We start from the raw sequence: 23,580 nt of genomic DNA, 5'->3' as shown, positions 1-23,580 counted from the left end.
GCGCCTTCGATCGCGGACGCGCCCGCGGCGCGGCGGCCGGGAGCCGCACGCTGTGAACCCGCCCACGGGGTCCGAGCGGCACCACGGAGGCCAGATCCCCCTCATTCTGGGGCCGGACACCGCTCCGGTCGACCGCCGCACGCCGGTTCTCCTCTGGGGGCTCGCGACGATTATCCTCGGCGTCGCCGTCGCCTACCTCCTCACCCAGGGTGAGATCCGGACGATCGTGCTGATTCTTCTCGGCGTGCTCGGACTGCTCTGCCTGTCTCCCCGGCGCGGTATCTTCATCATCCTCCTGTTCCTTCCGTTCATGTATTACCTCCGCCGGCAGGTGCTGTACTTCAATGATTTCTCCAAGACCGATCCGATCCTCATCTTCCCCCCGCTCGTGGCGATCGCGATGTTCACCGGGATCCTTCTCTTCCAGGGGAATCGCTGCTATCGCTACTTCCAGAGCAGCCTCTTGATGAAGCTGCTGGTGTCGCTGGGGGGGGTCTACTTCCTGGAGATGTTCAATCCGCTGCAGGGGAACATCCTCGTCGGCGTCGCGGGCGCGATGTACTTCATCGTCCCCATGCTGTGGGTCTTCATGGGCTTCACGCTCGATCGGCGCGGCATCCACAAGGTGTTCCTGCTGATAATCGTCGTGGGAACCGTCACCACCGCGTACGGGGTCTACCAGCACTACTTCGGGTTGACGGCCGTGGAAAAGTACGAGCTGGAGTCGAAGAACTTCCTGCTGACGTTCGGCGAGAAGGTCCGGGTCATGTCGACGTTCTCCACGGTGGGCGACTTCAGCCTCTACATGGTCGTCACGGCTTTTCTTGCTGCCGCCCATTACTGGAGGAACAAGGCAAGACCTCTCTACCTGATACCCGTCGGGATGGTGTTGTTCACTCTGGTCTTCGTCGCCGTGCGCACCGCCGTTTTCATGCTGGCTTTCTCCCTGATCATGTTCCTGATCATCTACGTCCGCGAGAGGCGGCTCGTCGTCCTGCGAGCCTCGATGGCGTTCATCGGGATCGGTCTGATTTACTCGCAGTTGTACTCGTTCACTCCGGAGCAGGTTTGGCAGGGCGCCGGGCGCTCGAACGACCCGTTCGTCGTCCACACGATCTCCGGGATCGCCCATCCGACGGAAGAGAAGAGCTTCACCATGAGGCTCGCCAACTGGTCGTACATCGTCCGCAGCTCCTTCACCGAGTTTCCCGTCGGTCGCGGGCTCGGTTCGACGACCATCGCCGCGAGGAGGTTCGCCGGGGGCAAGGGCACCGAGGCCGATTCGATGTTCTTCGAGCTCATGTACGGCAGCAGTCCTCTCGCCGCGTTCATCTTCGTGGGGGTTGGCTTCGTGTTCTTTCGCGACATCCTCACGCTCGCGTCGAAGTCCGCTGATCCCTTCACATACCGTGTCGTGTTCGGTGTTCTCGCGGCCTTCTTCCTCGGAAGCCTTTTCGGGCAGTGCCTTCGGGATTCCGTCAGCGCTCCCTTCGCGTGGCTGCTGATCGGCTGGACCATCCGCGAGACGGTGGAACGGGACGGGCAAGCGGAGATCGAGGCTCCGGCTAGCGCGTGACGGTGAGCGCTCCTCCGGATCGCCAGCCGAGGACCCGATGGATGAGATTGGCGAGTGTTCTGGTGGCGCTGGCCGCAGTCCTGATGAGCGCCCTAGGCTTCGGGGTCTCCCGGGCCGGACGATGGCTCGTCAGGACGGTGCCCATCAAGCGGTGTGACCTGATGGTGGTGCTCGGCGGCGGCGCGCGCGAGCGAGTGGGCTCAGCGATCGATCTCATGCTGAGCGGAGCGTGCGGGGACATCCTCTTCACCGGGGAGAGCCTAGACTCGTTCTCGATGGCCTTTCCCCTCGAGCGCGCCCGCGTCCCCCGGGATCGTCTGTTCTGCGAGGTTTCCGGGAGCACCTTCGACGATGCGAGAGCGGCGCTTCGGCGGGCCCGGGCGTCGGGGCGCAAGTCGCTCCTCGTGATCACCTCGCCGTTTCACACGCGGCGCGCCGCCTGGGTCTTCTCGCGAGTGCTGGCGGGAAGCGGCGTGGAGTTCGGCGTCTACCCGTCCGAGAGCATGTACGTGGATTACGAGCGGTGGTGGAGCACGCCCGACGGCATCGCCGTCGTCACGGGCGAGTACCGCCGGCTCGCCGTCGCCGGGCTGCTCTCCGGACTCCTGACGGCGAGCGCAGGTGCTCGTGCCGTCGCCGGTCCTCTGGGCGCTCCGGTGCCCGGCATCGCGATCCTGACGCGTTGAGCCGAGCGACCAGACAACGCCGATTCCGGGGAGGCGTAGCGCCCCTGCCGTTGACATCCGCGCCGTTCCGGCGTATGTAGGGACGAGAACCAGCAGGTCTACGGGCAGAATCGTTAGAATGTGATAGAGGGGGAACTCCGAACAGCTCCCCTTATTTTCGGGGTTGAGTGTGTGTTCCCGGGATGCGCGGGTCGCCGCGCATCCCGGTGAGGCGGGAGTCTCCGCAATCCTCGACTGGGGACGAGGTGTCGGAGGGCATTCCAGGGTGAACCAGCCGGAGGCGCGTTGACTTGATCCTCGCGTTGCTCTTCATCTCCGCATTCGCGGGGGCAGCCTGCCTAACCCCCGTGGTGCGCCGCGCCGCGCTCAAGCTGGAAATCGTGGATCACCCGGAGCGGCGCAAGATGCACCACGTGCCGATCCCGCTCCTCGGCGGCGCCGCCATCGTCGTCCCATTCCTCCTCGTCATTGCCGTGGTCCGGTGGCAGGCGCCCCAGCTCCTCGGCGACGGAGGCGAGGCGCTGACGCCCTTGATGATCGGCGCCGTCGTCATGGCCTGCGTCGGCGCGTACGACGACTGGCGCGGCATGAGGGTGCGAACCAAGTTCATGTTCCGGTTCCTCGTGGCGCTGGTGGTCGTCGCCGGAGGCATTCAGGTCAGGCTGTTCACGAATCCCCTCGGCGATTCCGTGGAGCTCGGGTGGATCGGAATCCCCCTCACCGTGCTGTGGATCGTAGGCGTCACGAACGCGATGAACCTGATCGACGGCCTCGACGGGCTCGCCGCGGGGACCGGCTCAATCGCTTCCCTGGCGCTCTGCGGCGTTGCGGCGGCGACGGATCACACCATGGTGGGCATCCTCTCGCTCGTTCTCGCGGGAGCGACGCTTGGGTTCCTTCCGTTCAACATCTACCCCGCGAAGATCTTCCTGGGAGACACGGGGAGCATGTTCCTCGGGTTCCTTCTTGCCGGGTTCGGTCTGGTCGCTTCTCTCAAGGCGAGTACCGCGACGATTCTGGTGCTCCCGATCGTCGTCCTTGGCGTGCCCGTTCTCGACACCCTCTGGGCGGTGCTTCGCCGGACAAGCCGGAAGGTCAGTCCCTTCAAGGCGGATCGCGACCACATCCACCACCGCCTCGTCAGGGTCGGCCTGCACCACCGCCATGTCGTGCTGATTCTCTATTTCATCTGCTCGTTCCTCGGGATGTCCGCGTATCTCATGGTCCAGCTCCCGTACCAGATCGGGTTCCTCTTCGCGGCGATGCTGGCCATGGGCGGGATGCTCGGCGTCTGGACGCTCAAGTACGTCGAGGAGCAGATGGAACAACGGCTCTCCGAGGTGTCGACCGCAACGGCGGCGTCGCCCCGCCGCGCGACACCGCAGCCCGAGATGGTGTCCTCCTCGATCCTATGGCAGTCCAGCAACGGGGGCCGGAGCGTTTCACCCGACGAATATCAGGTCCAGATCTGCGAAATCGGCAGGTTTCTCGATGGGCTGAGTTCCAGCGGGTCGTTCGCGACCGCCGCGAAGGAAATCCGCGAGATCCTCGGCCGGAGGTTTAGGGTGCACGCTGTCGGCGCGTTCCTGCAGGAAGATCGGAGCCTGCTCCTCGTCCTGAAAACGCAACCACTGGACGAGAAAGAGCTTTCTCTCCTCAGGGACGGTGTTCTGGGGTTCTTCGGGGAGCAGGCCGAGAGGTGGGCGGAGGGACGGAGAATCGAATTCTTCCGCTGGGTCCGGCGGGGGGGACGCCAGGGCCAGGAGATCGTCACCTCCCCCGAAATCGGGACCCGCTGACCGCCTCGACTCCAACGGGCCAAGGTTGAACGCCTGCGGACAGGACTGTATATTGTAGAAACAACTGACTTCAGCCTTCGTCGTCACACGTCGCGGCCCACCGGTGGGGTGTCTCTCTTCGCTCCCGGTGATTCTCGCCGCGTGCCGGGGGGATCGGAGACGGGCTTCTCATGGCGCAGGAAGATGTGGGACTTCAGCACTACACGGAAGTTCTGTGGCGGCGCAAGTGGATCATCCTCTCCGTCCTGACCATCGTCTTCTCGATCTCCGCCGTGTGGATCTTCATGTCCAAGACCGCCTACAAGGTGAACAGCCTCGTCGCAGTCAAGTCGCAGCTCTACTACCGGCAGCCGATGCTCGCGTTCGCGCCGGGCACCGACCGTCCCGACCTGTCGCTGCACGGCGAGTCGTACGTGGAGATCATCAACGGGCTCCCGTTTGCCGAGAAAGTCGCCAACGCGCTCGTGGCCCAGTCGATCGCGACGCAGCCCGAAGAGGTCGGCGGATCGATTCACGCCGAGTTCAAGGAGCCCGACCTCATCCTCATCCACGCCACGCACTTCGACAAGGTCCGGGCCGTCTCCTTCGCAAACACCGCCGCGGAGACATTCGTCGCTGACACGAAGGACAGCATTCGAGCGGAGTTGGTATCGGCCGCGCAGTACCTCCAGAGCGCGATGGAGCAGGCGGCGCGCGATCTGCACGACAACGAGGCGTCGATCACGCGTTTCAAGGAGAGCATGGGTTTCGTCAACATCAACGACGAGATCACGAGCCTCAAGAACACGATCGGGGCTTTCGAGAAGGAGCGCGCCACGATCAAGACCCAGGTCGAAGTCCTGGAATCGCACCGGAACGAGATTCTGAAGCTGGCGAAGCTCCCCAAGGAGCCGTCCGAGGGTATCCCCCTCGACGATCCTCAGGTGGAGGACCTCCGGAAACTCCAGACGATGCTCAGCGACGCCCGCCTGCGCTACACGGACAGCCATCCGGCGGTTCAGAACCTCCAGGCGCAGATCCAGAGCGTCGAGACCAAGATGCGCGCGACCCTCGACGCGAACGGCTCGTCGCTCACTCCCGAGAGATACCTCGCCCTGCGAGACGATCTGTTCAAGACGGACGCCGTCTTGCTCGACCACAAGATCGCGCTCGAATCGTGGGACAAGCAAATCGCCGCCGTGAGAGCGCGGCTGGTCGACTTCCCGCAGAAACAGAATGAGCTCGAGGCGCTCGAGGCCCGCGCCGCCGAAGCCAAGCAGCGGTACAACTCAATGCGCGACAAGCTGGACAGCATCAACCTCCAGAAGGAGATGGTCCAGGGGAACGCGTCGGTCGTCGATCTCGCGAAGGTGCCTCACGCGGCGACGAGCAAGTCGACGTCCCTCGTTCTCGCGGGCATCGTCAGTGTCATGTTCGCCCTCGGCCTCGGGTTCATCGTCGAATTCGCCGACACCACGGTGAGGACGGCCGACGAGGTGACCCGCACGCTCGGTCTCGGTTTCCTCGGAGCGATCGTTCGGATGCGGGAGCCTCGCCAAGTGGTCTTCGCGGAGGGGAAGGCCCAGCACCAGGTGGCCGAGGCGTACACGAGGATCTACTCGAACATCAAGTTCGCGGCCGTCGAAGGCCCCCTCCACTCCATCCTAGTCACCAGCGCGAGGAAGGGGGAGGGAAAGTCGACGACTCTTGTCAACCTGGCGTGCGCCATCGCCGCGGCGGGAAAGAAGGTCGTGGTCGTGGACACCGATCTCCGCAATCCCACGCTTCAGAGGATCTTCAAGACGCGCCACGTCACCGGGTTGACCAGCGTCCTGGCGGGTGAGTGCTCGCTCGACGACGCGCTCCAGGCGACGCCGCATCCGGGTCTCTTCATCCTCCCCTCGGGCCCGATTCCGCCCAACCCGGCGGAGCTGATCCAGTCCGCGGCGATGAAGGAGGTCATCGCGGATCTCGAAGCGCGGACTGACATCGTCATCTTCGACACGCCTCCGACTCTTCTCGTCGCGGACGCGATGCTCCTCGCAGGAGAGCTCGACGCCGCAATCATCGTCACCGAGGCGGGCGGCGTGACGAGCAAGGAAGTCCGCCACGTGCGCGACGCACTGCAGCTGGCCAAGGCGAGGATCCTCGGCGTGATTCTCAACAAGGTGATGGAGACCCCCGGGGCGTACTACGCCAATTACTACTCCTACTACCGGTACTATCAGGAGCCCGAGACGCCGGAGAAAGTCCCGGAGGGGGCGATGGCCTGGCTCCGTGACTCGGTGAAATCCTTGAACAGCCGTATGGGCGGGAAGACCTGAGTCCGGGCTCGGAGCCCCGCACGGCCAACCTCTAAGAAGCGGCATGCCGACGGATCGTGGTGCCTCGCTCGCAAGCGTCGACGAATCAAACTCGTCTCGTCGCGCTAGGTCGGAGAAAACTCGCTCCACGATGGACGGGGCGCAACCCATGCCGTCGTCACGCGACACCGGTCCTCGAATTCCAGCATTTCTTCACGGGTATGGCGGGCCGGCCCACCACGTCCTCTCTGAGTCCATCCCGGCTGCCATCCATCCGGTAGTGGCCCGGCTCGGTTCTTGTTCACCGCCTGAGGCCGCCGCGCTCTCGGCCACGGCGCGCTCGGGATCCTGCGGGTGACGAACGCCGACGGAACTCGAACTAGAGCCGCCGAGAGCCGGGGCATGAGCAACGACCAGGCGCTGTACCAGGTGACCCGCGAGCAAGTTATCAGGCGAGCGCGCCACCGCGGCGTGCTGGTCGACCTCGGGTGCGGTGCGGGCTCGCTCTACAGCGTTCTCGGTCCCCACTTCTCCCGGTATGTGGGCGTGGACTTGATCGGATACCAGGGTTTTCCCGCGGGAGCTTCCGCCCGTCGCGTGCTGGGTGATCTCGAGTCGGGACGGACCGGGCTGCGCGAGGGATGCGCGGATGTGGTTTGCTCGATCGAGACCATCGAGCACCTTGAGAATCCCCGCGCCCTGTTCCGCGAAATCGTCCGTATCGTCAGGCCCGGTGGGCTCGTCGTGGTGACAACTCCCAACCAGTTGAGTCTTGCGTCAAAGATCTCATTGCTCGTTCGGAACGAGTTCATGTTCTTTCAGGAGCGACCCGGTTTGTATCCGTCCCACGTCAGCGCGCTGCTGGAGATTGATCTCGTTCGGATGGCCAGGGAGAACGGGCTCGAACACGTGGAGGCGATGTATACCGGCAGCGGGCGGATTCCGCTGACCTCCAGGCGCTGGCCGTGGTTCGTCCGAGCGCAGCGGGGAAGTCGCGGGCGGGCCTTCAGCGACAACGTCATCGTTGTCGCCTCGAGACCGGAAGCCGCAGGACCGCGAGCGACTACCGACGGGACTCGCCGACCCGTCCGAGAATCGTCCTGAGCTTGTGAAGCTGCTGCGCCGGATCGCAGAGAAGTCGGGCCCGCGGGGGCCCGCCCGCCCCGAGCGCTTCTCGCAACTTGCGATCCGTGATGACTCGCCTCAGTCCCTCCGCGAGCGCCGAAGGGGCGGGAGGCACCAGGAGACCGCAGCTCGGATCGACGATTTCGAGCGGACCGCCCATCGCCGTGGTGACGACCGGCAGGCCGGCTGAGAGCGCTTCTATGAAAGTGAGGCCGAATGGCTCCGGACCCGTGTTCGGCTGGCAATGAATGTCCGCGGACCGGAGAAGCGCGGGCACATCCGACCTTTGTCCGAGAAACCGCAGCCGTTCCGCGATGCCGAGGGTGCTCGCTTGCCGCCTCAGGCTCTCCAAATACCTAATCTCCATGGGTCTCTGGGCGCCGCCGACCATCCAGCACTCCCAGCCGTCCAGGTCGCGCAGGAGGCCAAGCGCCTCGAGATGCAATCGATGCCCCTTCCACTCCTCCATGCGGCTCACCTGGATGATGACTGTTCCGCCTATCGGTGAGCCCAACTCCCGGCGCACGCGCTCGCGCACTCCGGGTTCGGCGGGCGGCACGGGGGCCGAAGCGCAGTACAGCACTTCCCACGGGGCGCCGGGATAAAGCACGTTGGACGTCGTGACCGCCGTGTACCGGCTGTCGCAAATGACGATGTCGGGCGGCGTCCAGCGCGCCATGATGTCGACCCATGCGCGCCCCTTCGTGATCTCGTGAAGGTAAAACGCGTACGGCAATCGCGCGCGGCGAATCTCCTTGGCGAGGAGCGACTGGGTCCATGTGGAGTGGGTCATGGCGACGTTGAATCGCCCCGTCTCAATCAACCGGCGCAGCTCGGCACGCGCCCGCAGAACCGACCGCGGGTTCCGGCCGCGGACTTCCCCAAGCGCGTGCACGGCGACGCCTTCCCGGCGCAGCTCGGTCGCGAGGCGGCCCTCGAATGCGAGTGCGAACTCCGGCTCCATCTCCGGGCACAGCCCGCGAAAGCGCGCCAGCGCGATGAGAAACGTCTCGAGGCCCCCGAAGAGGTTTCCGCTGTGCACATTCAGGACCCGCAACATCGTTCCGCCCTCCAGATCGAGTTCGCCCGCGTCGTCAACGTGACAAGGCGCCCGACCGAGCAGGTCGTCCCGAACTCCCGACGCCGCTCACGCTGTGATTCGGTTGGCCGCGACAGCCAGCGGAAGAATCGAGAGGAGACGCTCCCCACTCTTGCGATCTGCCGGTCGCAGCCGGCGGGACAGGGCGGCGGTTCGAGGGCCAGGCCGCAGCCCCGGCCGGCCGTCCCGAATCGCCGGTACGGACGTAGCGCCACGGTCTGCCCGACGTTCGACGCGCTCAACTCCGAGCGATGCCGACCAGGAGAGCCTCAAAGCGCGCGAGAACCTGATGGCCCTGGCGGAACGGCGAGGATTCTAGCATGCGATCCGGGGGCGAGAGCCGCGGCATGGCGCGCGGGAGCTCTCGCTCTCCGCCGGGACGGACGTGCCGGCCGCTCGATGGTCGGGACTCGCTCCAGGTCGGCGGGGCGTTGTACCATGACGTTGACGCGCCAAGAGATTGCGCACCTCGGGCGACGGCAGGAGCGCCTGGCCGATCCGCACAATCGCCGGCGCGGCGAGAGATTCCGAGGGCCGCTTCCATCGGCGTGAACCGGCGAGGCTGGCATGATGTCGTTGTGGAAACCCTGGTACGTGTGCCGTCCCCGCCAGATCCTCATTCGTGCCTGGCGAACCGCGGCGCACCCCGCGCAAGGAGTTCAGTCGGTTCACCTCCCCTGGGGCGTCCGGATCACGTTGGACACCGCGAAAGTGGTCGGCAGGAGCGTGTGGACCACGGGGGTGTTCGACATCGCGGTGTCCGAGATCCTGACGCGTCTGATCTCGCCGGGAGATTTCGTTCTGGACGTCGGAGCGAACATCGGGTACATGTCGGTGGTGATGGGACTCGCGGCGGCCGAGAAGGGCGAGCTCCTTTCGTTCGAGCCCCATCCGGCCCTCTTCGGGACGCTTGAAACGAACATTGAGCACGTCCGCAAGTCGGTGCCGTTCGCCAGGGTGGAGCTTCGGAACAAGGCGCTGAGCGTGCGCGCGGGGGAGGCGCGACTGACGATTCCACACGGATTCGACAAGAACGACGGCATCGCGCGGCTCGAGGAGGGCGGCGGATCACCCGAAGCGGGGATTGCTGTGGAGACGGAGACCCTCGATGGCATCATGGGCCGGCGCACGGCGTCCGTCATGAAGCTCGACGTCGAAGGACACGAACTGGCGGTCATAAAGGGGGGAGGCGAAACGCTCCGCCGCGGAGCCATCCGTCACATCGTTTTCGAGGATCATCAAGGCCCGGAGAGCCCCGTCAGTTCCCTGCTGCGGAATCACCGGTACGCGCTATTCCAGATTGGATGGCGCATCTTCGGACCTCGACTGGAGCCGACGGAAGCCCGTCGAATCTGCTCGTCCTACGAGGCCCCCAGCTACCTCGCCACGCTGGATCCAGAGAACGCGCTCGCGGTCTGCCGAGCTCGCGGCTGGAACATGCTCGCGTCCCATCCCCCTGGACGCGTCTGACGTCCGGGCTCCCGACGGCGTGGACGGCAGGTCGGGTCCGTGTGGGCGGCCCGAATCGCGAGCGGCACGGGGCGGCCTGGTTCCGGCCCGCTATCCCCGTGGATCCGCGTCGGCCGGGCGATCTGGAGCCAACGAGACAGCCCGGTTGACATGGGGTGCCTTCGGTCGGCGCGTCGCGGCGTTTTCCACCCGCTCCCGCAACGATGGAAGAAAGCCGTCCGCGTGGACGACCTCGCGCAGAAGCGCCAACTCCGACCAGATGTCGGGCTCCCGATCCGGCGACGTGAAGACTCACACCCTGACCCTGGATCCCGAGGACCCAGACCCTGGTATCTCCGTGCTAGACTCCGCGACGCTGCGCACCTCCTCCTCCGCCTTCGTCGGCGCGTCTTTCTCGACCGGAGGCATCGCGGTTGTCAGTGAATCGCTGGAATCGGGCCCCCTCGCGGAGAGACGTTTTTCGTGATCGCACCGACAAAGGAACGAGCCTCCCTTCGAGCAGTTGCGCTCAAAGGGGGCGCGATCCTGGGGGTCGCGGGCGCTCTCGAGAGCCTCATCATCTTTGTCCGGGCGCTCGTTCTGGCGAACATATTGACCCCCACCGATTTCGGCGTCATGGGGATGGCCCTTCTCGTCGTCCAGGCCGGCGAGGCGCTTTCTCAGACGGGCTTCTATCAGGCGCTCGTCCAGAAGCGCGGCGACGCGACGCCCTATCTCGACTCCGTCTTCTGCGTGACCGTGGCGCGCGGCATAACGCTCTTCGCCGCTACGTGGATCGTCTCCCCGTTGGCGGGCGTTTTTTTTGCCACCGGATCGGCTGTCCCCGTAATCCGAGTCGTCGCATTCAGCTTCCTGATTCAATGCCTGCAGAACCCCGCGCTGTCGCTGCTGGAACGAGAGCTGAGCTTCGGTCGATTCGCGCTGCCCAGCCTCATAGGCATTCTCGTCGATACAGTATCGTCAGTCATCATCGCCCTCGCCATCCGGAGTGTGTGGGCCATCGCATGGGGCTACCTGATCGGCAGGACCGCGATGCTCATCGCTTCGTACGCAGTGCGTCCCTACATGCCGGCCCTTCGATGGAGGTGGGAGCAGATCTCGGAGTTCAGAGGTTTTGGCAAGCACATCTTCCGCGGGGCCGCCACGAATTACGTCGGCTCCCAGGCCGACAAGGCGATTGTCGGCCGCCTTCTGGGGGCCGAACCGCTTGGTCTCTACTCGTTCGCGTGGCGGGTCGCGAGCATCCCGGCGACAAGTTTCTTCACGCCCGTGTTTCGGGTGGCCTTCCCTGTCTTCTCGAGCGTGCAGGAGGATTCCGCGAGACTGCGCAAGGGGTTTCTCCGGGCGCTCTCCTACATGATGGTGATTGCCGCTCCCATCTCTGCCGGAATCCTCGCGGTCTCGTCCGATCTCGTCCAGGTCGCGTTCGACGCGAAGTGGAGCGGCATGCTGGCACCGCTCCGAGTCTTCTGCCTCGCCGGGCCGTGGATTGCGGTCTACTCGCTGCTGGGCATGATCGTCGGGGGAATCGGCCGACCCGACATCGTGGCTCAGGCGACGTACGTCTTTCTCGGCGCGATCCTTCTGGCCATCTACCCGGCCACCGTGCTTCTGGGCGTCGTCGGAGCCTCGCTGTCGGTCTGTCTCGCCGGCATGGCCGCCGCGACGTTCCTTCTGGCGCGCGGTATGCGGCTCGTCGCTTGTTCCGGGGGCAACGTTCTGAGAGGTTTGGCGCCCCCGATTCTGGCTTCCGTCGGCATGGCGACCACGGTTTACTTCAGCCGGAGGCTTCTTGCCGGGCCCTCGTCTATCTGGCTCCTCGGCGTGGAAATCGCAATCGGAGTCGGTATCTACGCGGGACTCCTCGCGCTGACGGATTCCTGGTTTTCCTCCCAGCTGCTGCCGACCATGGCAGAGACGGTTCGAGGTCTGAGAGCGCGACCGTGAAGCCGGGTCGGGTCGGAACTTCCGAGGACATCCAACCCCACATGCGCAGCGGCCCGGGTGTTGCCATCGTCGTGACGCCCCCACCGCCATTCGCATTGCCGACGCGGAGCGACTAGGACATGGCCTCCCACTCCCCCCTGAACGAGGTCAGGAAGCTCGTTCATCGAGCGTACCTGTTCTACGACGCGCACTTTCCGTTCCATCGGGGAAAGTATCGACTCGGGATTCTCCTCGAGAAGCTCGTGGGCAAGGCCGTTTACGAAGTGGACGGCGTCGCGCTCAGACTCTCTCCGCTGGCCGTCCTGGATCGGAAGCTCATCACGAGGGAGGGACACGATCCTCTGGTTGTGGAAAACATCCTCCGCTCGCTCGGCGGGGGCGGCCATTTCATCGACGTCGGCGCGAACATCGGATACATGACCCTGGTCGCGGCCAGGGCGCTGGGTGGACGCGGCCGGGTCTTCGCGTTCGAGCCGTCGCCGCGGGAGTTCAAGACGCTCCTCGAGAACATCGAGATGAACCACGTCTCGAACGTGACTCCCATCGAGAAGGGGATCGGCCCCGCCCGGAGCGAATCGACGCTTTACGTCGCCTACAAGGACAATCCCGGGATGAACTCCCGGCTCAGGATTCGGACGTACGCCTCTCCGATGACGGTCAGCTTCGTCCCCGTCGCCGAGGCCATGACGGCCGACGACCTGGCCCGAGTCGCCTGCGTCAAGATCGACGTGGAAGGGGACGAGATGTCTGTGCTCGACGCATTCGAGCCCGTCATGGGCCTCATGAAGCGGGCCACGTTCATCGTGGAGATCACGCGTCGATACCTGGAACAGGCCGGCCGGAGCCCCGAGGAGCTCTACGCGTTCTTCGGCAGGCACGGGTTCACTCCCCTCGTGGGCGCCGAGATGGAGAAGGCTGCCCCGGTCCAGTACGACGAGGTCTTCGTTCCCGCCGCGGGTTCGAGAGTCCCCGGGCGTTCGGGCGTGGAGCGCCCGTGAGGTCAGGCTCCGGGCTCCGCATCGCCGTGCCGTGCCCCGGGGTCGGACGCGTGCGAAGAGGGTACGAGCGATTCTCGACGGATCTGGCGGAAGCGCTCGCGAATCATGCCGACGTCAGAGTCTTCGCCGGGAGATGTCCGCCGGGGATTCCCGGCGCCACGATTCCATGCCCGTCCCGGGAGTCTCTGGCCCGGATCGGCCTGTCGGAAGACCGCGCGTACTACGTCGAGCAGGTCGTCTTCGCCGGGGCCGTGCTCCCGGCTCTCTGGAGATTCCGTCCCCACGTCATTCACGTCAGCGATGGCGTGACCATCAACGTGCTCAGGCGCCTCAACGGGAATCTCCTCGGCGGGGGCCGCCTTCTTTTCAGCAACGGGTCCAATCAGCCCGCCGAGCACTATGCGCTCCAGGATTTCGTGCACCTCCTGGGTCCGTGGCAGCTACCGTCTCCGAAGTCGGGTCTCATGGATCCATCCCGCATGTTCATCGTTCCACTCGGCGTCTTCACCTCGCGCTTCGAGCCTCGGCTGTCCAGCGAGCAGGCGCGCGCGATGCTCGGATTGCCGAAGGGGCCGCTGGCCATCACGCTCGCGGCGCACATCCGGTCATTCAAGGGCGGCGATTATCTGATCGAGGAGCTCGGCCATCCCGACGTTGCGGACTGGTCGCTCGTCTGGCTGGGACACCGCACCGACGAGACGCCCGAGCTCGAGGCGATGGCCGCCCGCATCGCGCCGGGCCGCGTATTTCTCCGAACGGTCGAACCGGAGAGGGTGACCGATTATCTCGCGGCCTCCGACCTCGCCCTGTTCGCGTCACAACACGAGGCGTTCGGGATCGCCGTCATCGAGGCGATGGCCGCTGGACTCGCGGTGCTCGTTCGAGACATCCCTTCTTTCCGGTACATCATTGGCGACGACGAGCAGATCAGCCCTCTGCGCGAGCCTGGCGCGCTGCTGCCGCACCTCGCGGCCGCGCGCTCGCCCGAGCTTCGGAGGGCTCGCGGCGAGCGAAATCGCACCCGGGCGCGCGAGATTTTCGACTGGGCCTCGCTCGTGCCGCAGTACCTCGAGATGTACGAGCGGGTGCTCGCATCCAGTTGATCCCCCTCGCGGGGGGATGATTACCTCCACCGGCGGGGCTGACCGGCGCGCGGGGCTGTCGGATCCGCGGTCCTCGTCAGGGGCGCTCACCCATGCCCCGCCGGGGAGTTCGAAGATTTCTCAAGCAACCGAGGTGCCACTCGGCTTCGGGAGTCCTCGCGGCGCCGTCTCCCCGGACAGTTCCCGTGTTGGAACTCCACCGGACCCGGGTGCCGCATCGCCGACGGTTCAAGAATTGTACCTCCGGCCGTCAATTATTCCCTCCGCGGCGGCGCCAGCCGAGAGCCGGAGTCCGCCAGGTTCATGGGGAAGGACGCGGGCGACCGGAGGCGCAGAGCGGCGCACCGAGCCCGCTCAACCCGGCGGCCAGCCGAAATTTCTGCCGCCGAGAAGGTGCGCGTGGAGGTGGAAGACCGACTGGCCGGCCGACTCCCGGCAGTTGACTACGAGGCGGTATCCCGACTCGGCGATGCCGCACTCGCGCGCCACCCGGGCGGCGACGGTCACCAGGTGCCCCAGCAGGCGCGTCTCGGACTCCGGGACGTCGTCGAGCGTCGCGAAGTGCGCGCGCGGGATGACGAGAAGATGGTGCGGCGCCTGGGGATGGATGTCCTCGAAGACAAGACAGAGCGCGTCCTCGAAGACGATTTTCGCCGGGATCTGCTTCGCGGCGACTCGGCAGAAGAGGCAATCGGTCATGACGGCACCCTCTCGATGTCGGCTCCGAGGGATCGGAGCTTGTCCTCGATTCTCTCGTATCCGCGGTCGAGGTGATAGATGCGGTTCACCTCGGTGACGCCGTCGGCGACCAGCGCGGCCAGGACGAGGCATGCCGAGGCGCGCAGGTCGGTGGCCATGACCTGGGCGCCGGTCAGGCGCCTCGGCCCGCGCACGATGGCGGTCCTCCCGTCGTGCGTGACGTCGGCGCCCATCCGGCGCAGCTCGCTCACGTGCATAAAGCGGTTCTCGAAGATCGCCTCGGTGATCACCGAGGCGCCCGAAGCCTGCGTCATAAGCGCCATGTACTGGGCCTGAAGGTCCGTCGCGAAACCGGGGTAGGGGCTCGTCACGACGTCCCGACCGGACAGGACGCCTCCCCCCGCGATCCGGATCGTGCCCTCGGACGTCGCGACTCTGGCTCCCGACTCCTCGAGCCGGTTCAATAGCGCGGTGAGCTGCTCCGGGCGGCACCCTTCGACCCGTATCTCGTCCCCCGAGAGGGCGCCTGCGATCGCGAACGTCCCCGCCTCGATCCGATCGGGGATGATCGCGTGCGACGCGCCGTGGAGCCCGGCGACCCCCTCGACGGTGACGACGTCGGTCCCCGCCCCCTCGATGAGAGCTCCCATCGCGCGAAGCAGGTTCGCGAGGTCGACGACCTCCGGCTCCTCGGCGCAGTGTCTCAGGACGCTCCGGCCGTCGGCGAGGACACACGCCATCATCGCGTTCTCGGTCCCGGTCACCGTCTTCTGGGCGAAGGTGATCTCGGCGCCCTTCAATCGCCCGGCGCGGGCGTTCACATAGCCGTGATCGAGCGTCACGGTCGCGCCGAGCTTCCGGAGCGCCTCGATGTGCATCTCGATTGGTCTCTCGCCGATCGCGCACCCGCCGGGGAGGGAGACGCGGGCGGCGCCGAAGCGGGCGACGAGGGGACCGAGGACGAGAACGGACGCCCGCATCTTCCGGACCAAGTCGTAGGGGGCCTCCGCCCGATTCAGCGAGCCGACCCGCACGCGGCAGGCGGACCCGGGCGCCCTCAGCACCTCCGCACCGAGATGCTCGAGGAGCCGCGTCATCGTCGCGACGTCCTGCACCTTCGGGACATTGCTCAGGCTGACGGCGTCTTCCGTGAGGAGGCAGGCGGCGAGCGCCGGCAGCGCGGCGTTCTTGGCGCCCGAGACGCGGACGGCGCCGCGAAGAATCCTGCCGCCGCTTATTCGAAGCTTGTCCATCCCTCTCCCACCCCATCGCCCGACGGCGCGAGTCCCGTGCGCGCCGCCGACCAATATAAAGGAATCCGGTGCCCGATCGTCCTCGGAAGCTGTGTTAGCTTGCCCCGCCATGGCCGCCGCGAAGGAAGGTTCGGGCTCGACGCGCCGCAGGGCATCGTGGCACTTCATTACCGGCGAGTACCCCCCGCAGGTTGGGGGCGTCAGCGACTACTGCGCGCGCCACGCGGAGGCGCTCGCCGGCCGCGGGCACGAGGTCCACGTCTGGGCCCCGCCGGCGAAGTCGGGCGGCCCCGACCCTGCGGGCGTCACGGTTCACCGCCTCCCGGACCGGTTCGGCCCGGCCGGACTCGTGTACCTCGGCGAAGGGCTCGACGCCCTGCCTCCGCCCCGGCGCCTCTTCGTGCAGTACGTCGCGAACGCGTTCGGGTCGCGCGCGATGAACCTCCGGTTCTGCCTCTGGCTCTCCAGGCGCCGCGAAAACCGTGTGTGGGTGATGTTGGCCCGGGAGCGCGCGACCGGCGGACGGCCGGGCCTGCTCGTCGGGCACTTCGGCACGTTTCACCCGCTCGTCACCCCTCCGCTCTTCGAGATCCTCCCGCTCGTCCTCAGGCGCGACGCGGCAAGGCGCTGCCTCCTGATCGGTCGCGGGGGCGAGCGTTTCGCCTCGGAGCTCGCGGGGCGGGCGCCCGATCTCGCGGATCGAATCGCGATCACGGGAAGCCTTCCCGTGGACGAGGTCGCGTCCCACGTCCGGGCGTGCGACGTGATGATCCAGCCCTACGCCGACGGCGTCACGACGCGTCGCGGGACGCTGATGGCGAGTCTCGCCCTCGGCGTCCCGATCGTGACGAACCTCGGCCCGCTCAGCGAGCCGATCTGGGTCGGGTCGGATGTCCTCTCCGTCGCCGCCGATCCCCGCCCGGCGTCAATCGTCGCGGCCGCCGAGCGCCTCCTCTCCCGGCCGGAGACATGGGAAGATCGCGGACGGCGGGGGAAGGCCTTCTACGAGGAGAGGTTCTCCCTGGCGCGCTCGCTCGTCACGCTCGAGCTCGCCGCTGCGGGGGAGGATTCGGCCCTCGGCTGATTGGAGTCTGGCGATAGCCGATCCGGCGCCCGGCTGTCCTTCGCGTGGAACGCCCGGGTGGCGCCGACCCCTCACCCTCGCCTATGTATGGGCGAGCGGCGCGGCCCCCCACCTGGCATCGCCGGATCCGGACGCGTTCAGAGCGTCACCCATCCTTCGCGACCCCGTCCCGCGACGGAGTTCACCGCGTGGCCAGAGCGCGAAACCAGTTCACCCGACGGATTCGCCGGCTGGGGCGGAAGCTCATCCTGGGCAGCGGGCCGGATCGGTACCGGCTGGGGCGCGAGATCTGGCTGGATCAGGTCTTCGGGCGCACCGAGGACGAGTTGCGGATTCTCGGCGCGCTGGCCGACTCGGAGGGGACTGGTGTCGATGTCGGAGCGCACCGGGGACACTACAGTTACGTGACGTCGAAATCGTTCGGGCGGGTCGTCGACTTCGAGCCGAACGCGGCGCTCGTCCGCGATCTCGCAGGGAGCGCCCTCGGAAACGTCGCGATCCACTGCTGCGCGCTCTCGTCGCGGGCCCGTAGAGCTCGGCTCCACACGCCGCTCCAACACGGGGTCGATCTGTCGGGCTGGGCGAGCCTCGAGATGAACCGTGTGCCGGGATAGATTCCGATGGCGGTCACGGACGTCAACGTCCGTCGCGTGGACGAATTCGATCTCGGTCGCGTCTCTCTCGTCAAGATCGACGTCGAGGGATACGAGGCGGCGGTTCTCGAGCCGGGCCGGGGCGTCATCGAGTCGGATCGGCCCAGGGTGATCGTGGAGGTGACTCCATCGAATCGCATGGCCATCGCCCGCAGGTTCGAAGCCACGGGGGATTCGGTGTCCGTCGTTGCCCGGAACCGCCTGGTTCCGCTGCCCGACGGGATCGAGAGGTACGACGGGCCTAAGTACAACTTCGTCTTCTTACCGACTCCCGCCAGGGGTCGAGCCCATGCGGCGATGTGGCGCCGTGAGGGGGCGCGCGGATGAGTCGCGCTCCATGCCCGCGACCCGGCGCGCCACCGCGTCGCGCACGCGGAGACCGGCCGCGGTGAGGAGCCCGCGCGTGCCGGCGTCCTCGAGGTCGGCGAGGGACTGGCGCAGCGACGTGATCTCCCATATCAGCTCACGGCGGAGCCAGCGCCGATCCAGCGGGATCGCCGCTCCGGTCCGGCCGGCGCGCGCCGCTGCGAGCCGGAGAAGCCTCCGGAGGAGCTCCGCCCGCCACGCGAAGGTGTAGGTCGCGTGGAGGATTCCGTGAAGCGGACGGACACCGCGGCGCCACGGGGAGACGTAGCGCGGCTCGCCGTCGTCGCAATCGAGCGGCCCTTCGATCTCCTCGAGGGCATGGAGCCGGTGGTGCGCCGTCTCGTGCAGAAGATCGTCCGCGAGATCGACGAGCGACTTCCCCTCGACGTTGATGTACGACACTCCCGGACGATCGGGGAGGGAGAAGCTGACCGTGTTTCTCTCTCGCAGCGGCACGACGATCTTCGTGTGGGCGAGGACCTCCGCGTGCGCCCCCGGCCATGCGGATCGGAGGAGCGAGAGCGCGGCCCGCAGATCCCGCGCGATCCCGGGCGCATGAGACCCGGCCCGGAGTCCCCGGCGCGTGGAGGCGACGCGCCGCGCGAGGAGGATGCCGGAGTCGCCGATCGACGCCCGCGGGAACACCCGAGGCCTTCCCCGGCCGGGCCCGAGGCGGACGCCGCCGGGGACGAGGGCGATCTCCAGCGCCCCGTGGCGCGAGATCGTCAGCGGCGCCGGGTGGCTGAAGTGAACCTCACCCTCGGCGCGGGCCGCCTCACCGCTCGCTGACGCGTCGAGCAGGAAGGGGCCGAAGGTCGACCCCTCCGGAGTGCGGAAGGCGAGGAGGACCGGGATCTCCGCGAAGGCGCGGGCGAGGCCCAGCTCCCCGAGCCGCCGGACGCGTCCCCGGAACCCCCGGTCGAGCCCTCCGCGCGGCACCAGATCACGGAGATGCGGGCCGCGCGAGACCCGCTCGAAGAGGGCGAGATCGCCCGTGCCCGTCTCCGGCCGGGCCAGGGCTATCGCCTCCTCCGTCGCCGCGAGCCACGCGCGCAGCTCGGGGTCGAGGAGGAATTCGCGCCGCCCATCTCCGCGCGTCGAGGCGAGGACGGCGTCGAGCGCGTCCAGCGCCTGGCGGCGAGGCGCCGCGCCCGCGACGTCTCGAAGGGCGGCCGAGAGGCGGCGGAGGCGTTTCGCGTTGCGCGCCGCGATGCGTTCGAGAATCCCTCCGGTGTCGGGAGGGAGGAAGGGGCGCATGGAGCCAGAGTACCGCACTGCGGATCGGGGGCGCGCTCCGCCGTCGCCGGCCGATGCTAGAATCGCCATCCCACGCACGAGGAGCGAGCCCACCGATGAGCGGGGATCAGACCCACCGTTTCCTGAGAGCCTGCCGGCGAGAGCCCGTCGACTGCACGCCCGTCTGGTTCATGCGCCAGGCCGGGAGGTACCAGCCCGAGTACCGCGCGCTCCGGGAGAAGCACTCCATCCTCGAGATCTGCAAGACGCCTCATCTGGCCGCGGAGGTCACGATGCTCCCGGTGACGCAGATGGACGTGGACGCCGCGATCATCTTCGGCGATCTCATGCTGCCCCTCGAGGGGATCGGCGTCGACTACGACCTCCGCGAGAACGTCGGCCCGGTCATCGCCTCGCCCATCCGGAGCGAGGAGCAGGTGCGGGCGCTCCGGGAGTTCGAGCCACGGCGCGACGTTCCCTACCTTCTCGAAGCGCTGGCCCTCGTCCGCCGCGAGCTCGACGGAAAAGTCCCTCTCATCGGCTTCGCCGGCGCCCCCTTCACGCTCGCCGCGTACATGATCGAGGGGAAGGGGAGCCGCGACTACCGGCAGACCAAGACGTTCATGTTCTCCCGGCCCGATCTCTGGCGACGGCTCATGGATCACGTGACGAGGACCCTCGTCACCTACCTGAGGGCCCAGGTCGAAGCGGGAGCGCAGGTGGTGCAGATCTTCGACTCGTGGGTCGGGTGCCTTTCCCCCGCGGACTACCGGGAGCAGGTCCTGCCTCACGTCCGCTCCCTCTTCTCGGGGCTCTCCGGAATCGGCGTCCCGACGATTCACTTCGGCACCGATACGGCCACGCTCCTCGAGATGATGGCGGCGGCGGGCGGCGACGTCGTCGGAGCCGACTGGCGTATCGATCTCGCGGAGGCCTGGCGCCTCATCGGGCCGGGGCGCGCCATCCAGGGAAATCTCGATCCGGTCGCTCTCTTCGCCGACTTCGACGTCGTCTCGCGGCGCGCCGCCTCGATTCTCGATGCGGCGGGGGGCCGGCCCGGCCACATCTTCAACCTCGGGCACGGAATCCTCCCGGGGACTCCGGTCGATACGGTGCGCCGCCTCACCGATTTCGTGCACGAGCGCTCCGCGGCGCTCAATGCGCGCGGCTGAGATGGAACGTCGAGTCGATTCCGCCCGGACGGGGGCCGCCGGCGTCATGCTCATGGCCTACGGCGCTCCCGTGTCCCTCGACGACGTCGCCGGATTTTTCACCGACATCCGGGGAGGGCGGAGGCCGCCCGACGACAGGATCGAGGAGCTGAAGGGCCGCTACCGGATGATCGGGGGCGGCGCCTCGCTCCTCGAGATCACGAACGCCCAGGCCCGTGCCCTCGAGGCGGCGCTCGGCGCCGGCGGCGAGCGCATTCCCGTCTTCGTCGGCATGCGCCACGCGCCCCCGTTCATCCGCGAGCGCGTCGCGGAGGTCGCCGCGTCGGGGGTGAAGCGCCTGGTCGGCCTCGCGCTCGCGCCTCACTTCTCCAGCCTGAGCGTCGGCGCGTACCATCTCAAGCTGACGGAGGCCGTCGCGACGCTCGCCTCGCCCCCGGAGCTCCGGCTCGTGGACGAGTACCACGCGCACCCACTCTTCGTCGCAGCCCTCGCCGAAACGCTCTCGGCGGCCATGGATGCCGCGCGCGGGGCAGGCCGGGGGCCGATCCGCGTCCTCTTCACCGCCCACTCGCTCCCGGAGCGCATCGTCCTGGCGGGGGAGCCGTACCGCGATCAGCTCCTCGAGACGGCGCGCCTCGTGGCCGCGAAGGTCGGCGTGCCGGACTGGGAGTTCGCCTTCCAGAGCGCGAGCCCGACCGGCGAGCCGTGGCTTGGCCCGGACATCCTGGTGACAATGAGGCGGCTCGCCGCGGAGGGGCGGCTCGACGTCGTCGTCCAGCCGGTCGGATTCGTCTCCGACCATCTCGAGATCCTCTACGACCTCGATATCCTCTGCCGCGGCGAGGCGGAGCGGCTCGGCGTGCGATTCCGGCGGGCCGAATCCCTGAACGCCCGCCCGGCGTTCATCGCCGCGCTGGCGTCCGTCGTGCGCGAGCGGCTGGCCGCCACGCCCGCGGGGCGGGCCTCGCGCGCGTGACCGGGCCGCCGAGAATCGCCGTCCTTGGGGCCGGCATCGCCGGCCTCTCGACCGCCTATCACCTCGAGAAGATCTCGCGGGAGCGCGGCGTAGGGGTAGACTGCCGGCTCTTCGAGGCGGCGCCGGAGGTCGGCGGCGTCATCCGCAGCGAGCGCGTGGACGGATTCCTCCTCGACACGGGCCCCGACTCTCTCTTCAAGGGGAAGCCCGCCGCCGTCGAGCTCGCGCGAGAGCTGGGCCTCGGGGACGAGATCCTCGAGGCGAGCCGGCAGGATCTGCCGACTCTGATCTACTCGCGGGGGAAGCTCCGGCCTCTCCCCGCAGGCCTCGAGATGCTCTCGCCGACGCAGGTCGTCCCCTTCCTGATGAGCGGGCTCATCTCCTTTCGCGGCAAGCTCCGGATGTTCGCCGAGCCGTTCATCGCCCCGGGCGCCGGCGATCCCGACGAGTCGGTCGCGGCCTTCATCAGGCGCCGCTTCGGGGCCGAGGCGTCCGAGAAGATCGCCGGCCCGCTCTTCGCCGGGATTCACGCGGGGGACCCGGAGCGACTCAGCATCCTGAGCACCTTTCCCCGACTCGTCGAGATGGAGCGCCGGCACGGCAGCCTCGCCGCCGCGCTGCGGAGGGCGCCGAAGGCGCAGGGCGTGCCGTCACCGCCGCGGCCGGGGCGGCCGGGTCCGCCGTTCGTTTCGTTTCGAGGAGGCATCCGCAGGATCGTGGAGGCTCTGGAGGCCTCGCTCCGCACGACGCGCATCGAGCGCGGGGCGACAGCCACGCGGGTGGATCTCGCGGCGGGCGGATACCGCGTTCACTTCAGGGGCCGCGAGCCGATCGACGTCGACGCGTGCGTCGTCGCGGTCCCGGCGCCCCAGGCGGCGGCGCTCCTCGAGCCGCTGGCGCCCGCCGTCGCCGGGGGGCTCCGGATGATTCGGTACGCCTCGTCGGCGACCGTCTTCCTCGGGTACCGCGCCTCGGAGGCGGGGCCTCTCCCCGGGAGCACCGGCTTCCTCATCCCGTTCACCGAGAGGCGACGCATCTTCGGCTGCACCTTCGTGTCGAACAAGTTCCTCGGCCGCGCCCCGGACGGGAGCGTCCTCGTCCGCGCGTTCGTCGGCGGCGCGGTGGACGAATCGCGCGCGGAGATCGCGGACGCCGACATGGTGGCGATGGTGCGCGAGGAGATCGCCGCGCTCATCGGGCTCGGGGCGGAGCCGACGATGGTGCGCGTCGCGAGATGGTCGAAGGCCAACCCCCAGTACGACGTCGGGCACCAGGGGATCGTGGCGGCCATCGACTCGGAGCTTCGCAAGCTGCCGGGGCTGATCGTGACCGGAAGCGGTCTCCGCGGCGTCGGGATCCCCGATGGTGTGGCCTCGGGGCGCGAAGCCGCGACGCGGATCCTTTCCGGTCCGGCCTCCGGCGGGGGCGCGCGCCTTGACAGGGGGACCCCGGGTCCGTAGGGTTTCGCCTGCCTGACGCTGCAACCTGAATCCAAGGAGCCCGCGCTTGCCCCTCTACGAATACGAGTGCCTCAAGTGCCACCATCGCTTCGAGCTGATCCGGAAGTTCTCCGATCCCCCTCTGACGAAATGCATCAAGTGCGGAGGGAAGGTCGAGAAACTGATGTCGGCCCCGGCGATCGCGTTCAAGGGCTCGGGCTGGTACGTCACCGACTACGGCGGGAAGAAGGGGGGAGGCGAGCCGACGAAGAGCGAGCCGAAGGGCGACTCCAAATCCGAGTCCAAGTCCGACTCCAAGACGGAGACGACGTCGGAGGTGAAGACGGAGTCGAAGTCGGATTCGACCAAGGGCGCGGGCGGCGGCTCGAAGGGAAACGACGCCGGCGACAGGAAGAAGGGGAAGAGCAAGTCCTGACGACCGACCGGTCGCGCCGGAGCCTTTCCTTCGTCATCCAGGATCTCAACACCTGGGCGGGTCAGGAGCGCTGCACCCTCGAGGTCGCCCGGCGGCTGAGCCACATCTGGCCGGTCGAGCTGTACGCCTTCACCGTGGACGACGCGGGGCTCGAGGGAGCGTGGGGAGACGTCACGATTCA

Annotated in this window: 20 protein-coding genes; 16 read left to right on the top strand and 4 right to left on the bottom strand. The window is 67.5% G+C overall.

All coding sequences use genetic code 11. The features are described 5' to 3' along the window. Positions 1–52: 52 nt before the first annotated feature. The 5 genes from HY049_17555 (at position 53) to HY049_17535 (ending at position 7,447) form a co-directional block, all read left to right on the top strand. The gene (locus HY049_17555) at positions 53–1,576 is read left to right on the top strand and encodes a hypothetical protein (protein ID MBI3450706.1); all 1,524 of its coding nucleotides are present in this window, start codon (positions 53–55) and stop codon (positions 1,574–1,576) included. Between the two features lie 41 nt (positions 1,577–1,617). After that, positions 1,618–2,262 (top strand): YdcF family protein, encoded by a 645-nt coding sequence (locus HY049_17550; protein ID MBI3450705.1) that lies wholly within the window; start codon positions 1,618–1,620, stop codon positions 2,260–2,262. 290 nt (positions 2,263–2,552) lie between these two features. Then, entirely contained in the window at positions 2,553–4,061 is a 1,509-nt protein-coding gene (locus HY049_17545) for an undecaprenyl/decaprenyl-phosphate alpha-N-acetylglucosaminyl 1-phosphate transferase (protein ID MBI3450704.1), read from the top strand. A gap of 170 nt (positions 4,062–4,231) precedes the next feature. Next, on the top strand, positions 4,232–6,364 hold the full coding sequence (locus tag HY049_17540) for a polysaccharide biosynthesis tyrosine autokinase (protein MBI3450703.1): 2,133 nt from the start codon (positions 4,232–4,234) through the stop codon (positions 6,362–6,364). 381 nt (positions 6,365–6,745) lie between these two features. Then, positions 6,746–7,447 carry a methyltransferase domain-containing protein gene (locus HY049_17535; protein ID MBI3450702.1) on the top strand — a complete coding sequence of 234 codons (702 nt, stop codon included), beginning with the start codon at positions 6,746–6,748 and terminating at the stop codon, positions 7,445–7,447. Here HY049_17535 and HY049_17530 read toward each other — a convergent pair. After that, positions 7,407–8,510, bottom strand: a complete 1,104-nt coding sequence (locus HY049_17530; GenBank protein ID MBI3450701.1) for a glycosyltransferase — start codon at positions 8,508–8,510, stop codon at positions 7,407–7,409. The two genes, HY049_17535 and HY049_17530, sit on opposite strands and share 41 nt — an antisense overlap. Before the next feature lie 753 nt (positions 8,511–9,263). On the opposite strand from HY049_17530, the gene HY049_17525 reads away from it, so the two are divergent. The 4 genes from HY049_17525 (at position 9,264) to HY049_17510 (ending at position 14,085) form a co-directional block, all read left to right on the top strand. Further along, positions 9,264–10,037 carry an FkbM family methyltransferase gene (locus HY049_17525; GenBank protein MBI3450700.1) on the top strand — a complete coding sequence of 258 codons (774 nt, stop codon included), beginning with the start codon at positions 9,264–9,266 and terminating at the stop codon, positions 10,035–10,037. 462 nt (positions 10,038–10,499) lie between these two features. Continuing rightward, on the top strand, positions 10,500–11,984 hold the full coding sequence (locus HY049_17520; protein MBI3450699.1) for a lipopolysaccharide biosynthesis protein: 1,485 nt from the start codon (positions 10,500–10,502) through the stop codon (positions 11,982–11,984). 119 nt (positions 11,985–12,103) lie between these two features. Next, entirely contained in the window at positions 12,104–12,982 is an 879-nt protein-coding gene (locus HY049_17515; GenBank protein ID MBI3450698.1) for an FkbM family methyltransferase, read from the top strand. Between the two features lie 464 nt (positions 12,983–13,446). Beyond that, positions 13,447–14,085: a glycosyltransferase family 4 protein gene (locus tag HY049_17510; GenBank protein ID MBI3450697.1), complete on the top strand. Its 639-nt coding sequence runs from the start codon at positions 13,447–13,449 to the stop codon at positions 14,083–14,085. Positions 14,086–14,439: 354 nt separating this feature from the next. Here the strand turns inward: HY049_17510 and HY049_17505 are convergent, their stop codons facing one another. Both HY049_17505 and murA read right to left on the bottom strand, forming a co-directional pair. After that, positions 14,440–14,784 (bottom strand): histidine triad nucleotide-binding protein, encoded by a 345-nt coding sequence (locus tag HY049_17505; GenBank protein MBI3450696.1) that lies wholly within the window; start codon positions 14,782–14,784, stop codon positions 14,440–14,442. Further along, positions 14,781–16,037: a UDP-N-acetylglucosamine 1-carboxyvinyltransferase gene (murA, locus tag HY049_17500; GenBank protein ID MBI3450695.1), complete on the bottom strand. Its 1,257-nt coding sequence runs from the start codon at positions 16,035–16,037 to the stop codon at positions 14,781–14,783. Before murA ends, HY049_17505 begins: the two co-directional genes overlap by 4 nt. Before the next feature lie 109 nt (positions 16,038–16,146). Between murA and HY049_17495 the strand changes: the two genes are divergently transcribed. From HY049_17495 to HY049_17485, 3 genes are all read left to right on the top strand, one after another. Beyond that, entirely contained in the window at positions 16,147–17,121 is a 975-nt protein-coding gene (locus tag HY049_17495) for a glycosyltransferase family 4 protein (GenBank protein MBI3450694.1), read from the top strand. A gap of 188 nt (positions 17,122–17,309) precedes the next feature. Further along, on the top strand, positions 17,310–17,735 hold the full coding sequence (locus HY049_17490; protein MBI3450693.1) for a hypothetical protein: 426 nt from the start codon (positions 17,310–17,312) through the stop codon (positions 17,733–17,735). 6 nt (positions 17,736–17,741) lie between these two features. Beyond that, positions 17,742–18,101 (top strand): FkbM family methyltransferase, encoded by a 360-nt coding sequence (locus HY049_17485; GenBank protein MBI3450692.1) that lies wholly within the window; start codon positions 17,742–17,744, stop codon positions 18,099–18,101. Here HY049_17485 and HY049_17480 read toward each other — a convergent pair. Then, positions 18,036–19,397: a hypothetical protein gene (locus HY049_17480; protein ID MBI3450691.1), complete on the bottom strand. Its 1,362-nt coding sequence runs from the start codon at positions 19,395–19,397 to the stop codon at positions 18,036–18,038. The genes HY049_17485 and HY049_17480 overlap by 66 nt on opposite strands. A gap of 53 nt (positions 19,398–19,450) precedes the next feature. Here HY049_17480 and hemE point away from each other — a divergent pair, with 53 nt between their 5' ends. From hemE to HY049_17460, 4 genes are read left to right on the top strand one after another with little or no spacing between them, the layout of a single operon-like run. Continuing rightward, positions 19,451–20,548 (top strand): uroporphyrinogen decarboxylase, encoded by a 1,098-nt coding sequence (gene hemE, locus HY049_17475; protein ID MBI3450690.1) that lies wholly within the window; start codon positions 19,451–19,453, stop codon positions 20,546–20,548. 1 nt (position 20,549) lies between these two features. Further along, a complete protein-coding gene (hemH, locus tag HY049_17470) occupies positions 20,550–21,524 on the top strand; it encodes a ferrochelatase (GenBank protein MBI3450689.1) in 975 nt (324 codons plus the stop codon). Continuing rightward, positions 21,521–22,984 carry a protoporphyrinogen oxidase gene (gene hemG / locus HY049_17465; GenBank protein ID MBI3450688.1) on the top strand — a complete coding sequence of 488 codons (1,464 nt, stop codon included), beginning with the start codon at positions 21,521–21,523 and terminating at the stop codon, positions 22,982–22,984. Before hemH ends, hemG begins: the two co-directional genes overlap by 4 nt. A gap of 46 nt (positions 22,985–23,030) precedes the next feature. After that, on the top strand, positions 23,031–23,399 hold the full coding sequence (locus HY049_17460; GenBank protein ID MBI3450687.1) for a zinc ribbon domain-containing protein: 369 nt from the start codon (positions 23,031–23,033) through the stop codon (positions 23,397–23,399). Positions 23,400–23,580: the final 181 nt, after the last annotated feature.

Source organism: Acidobacteriota bacterium, assembly GCA_016195325.1.
In the GTDB taxonomy this organism is placed as follows: domain Bacteria; phylum Acidobacteriota; class Polarisedimenticolia; order JACPZX01; family JACPZX01; genus JACPZX01.
Note: the sequence above shows the minus strand (reverse complement) of the source record. Positions and strands in the feature narration are given on the sequence as shown.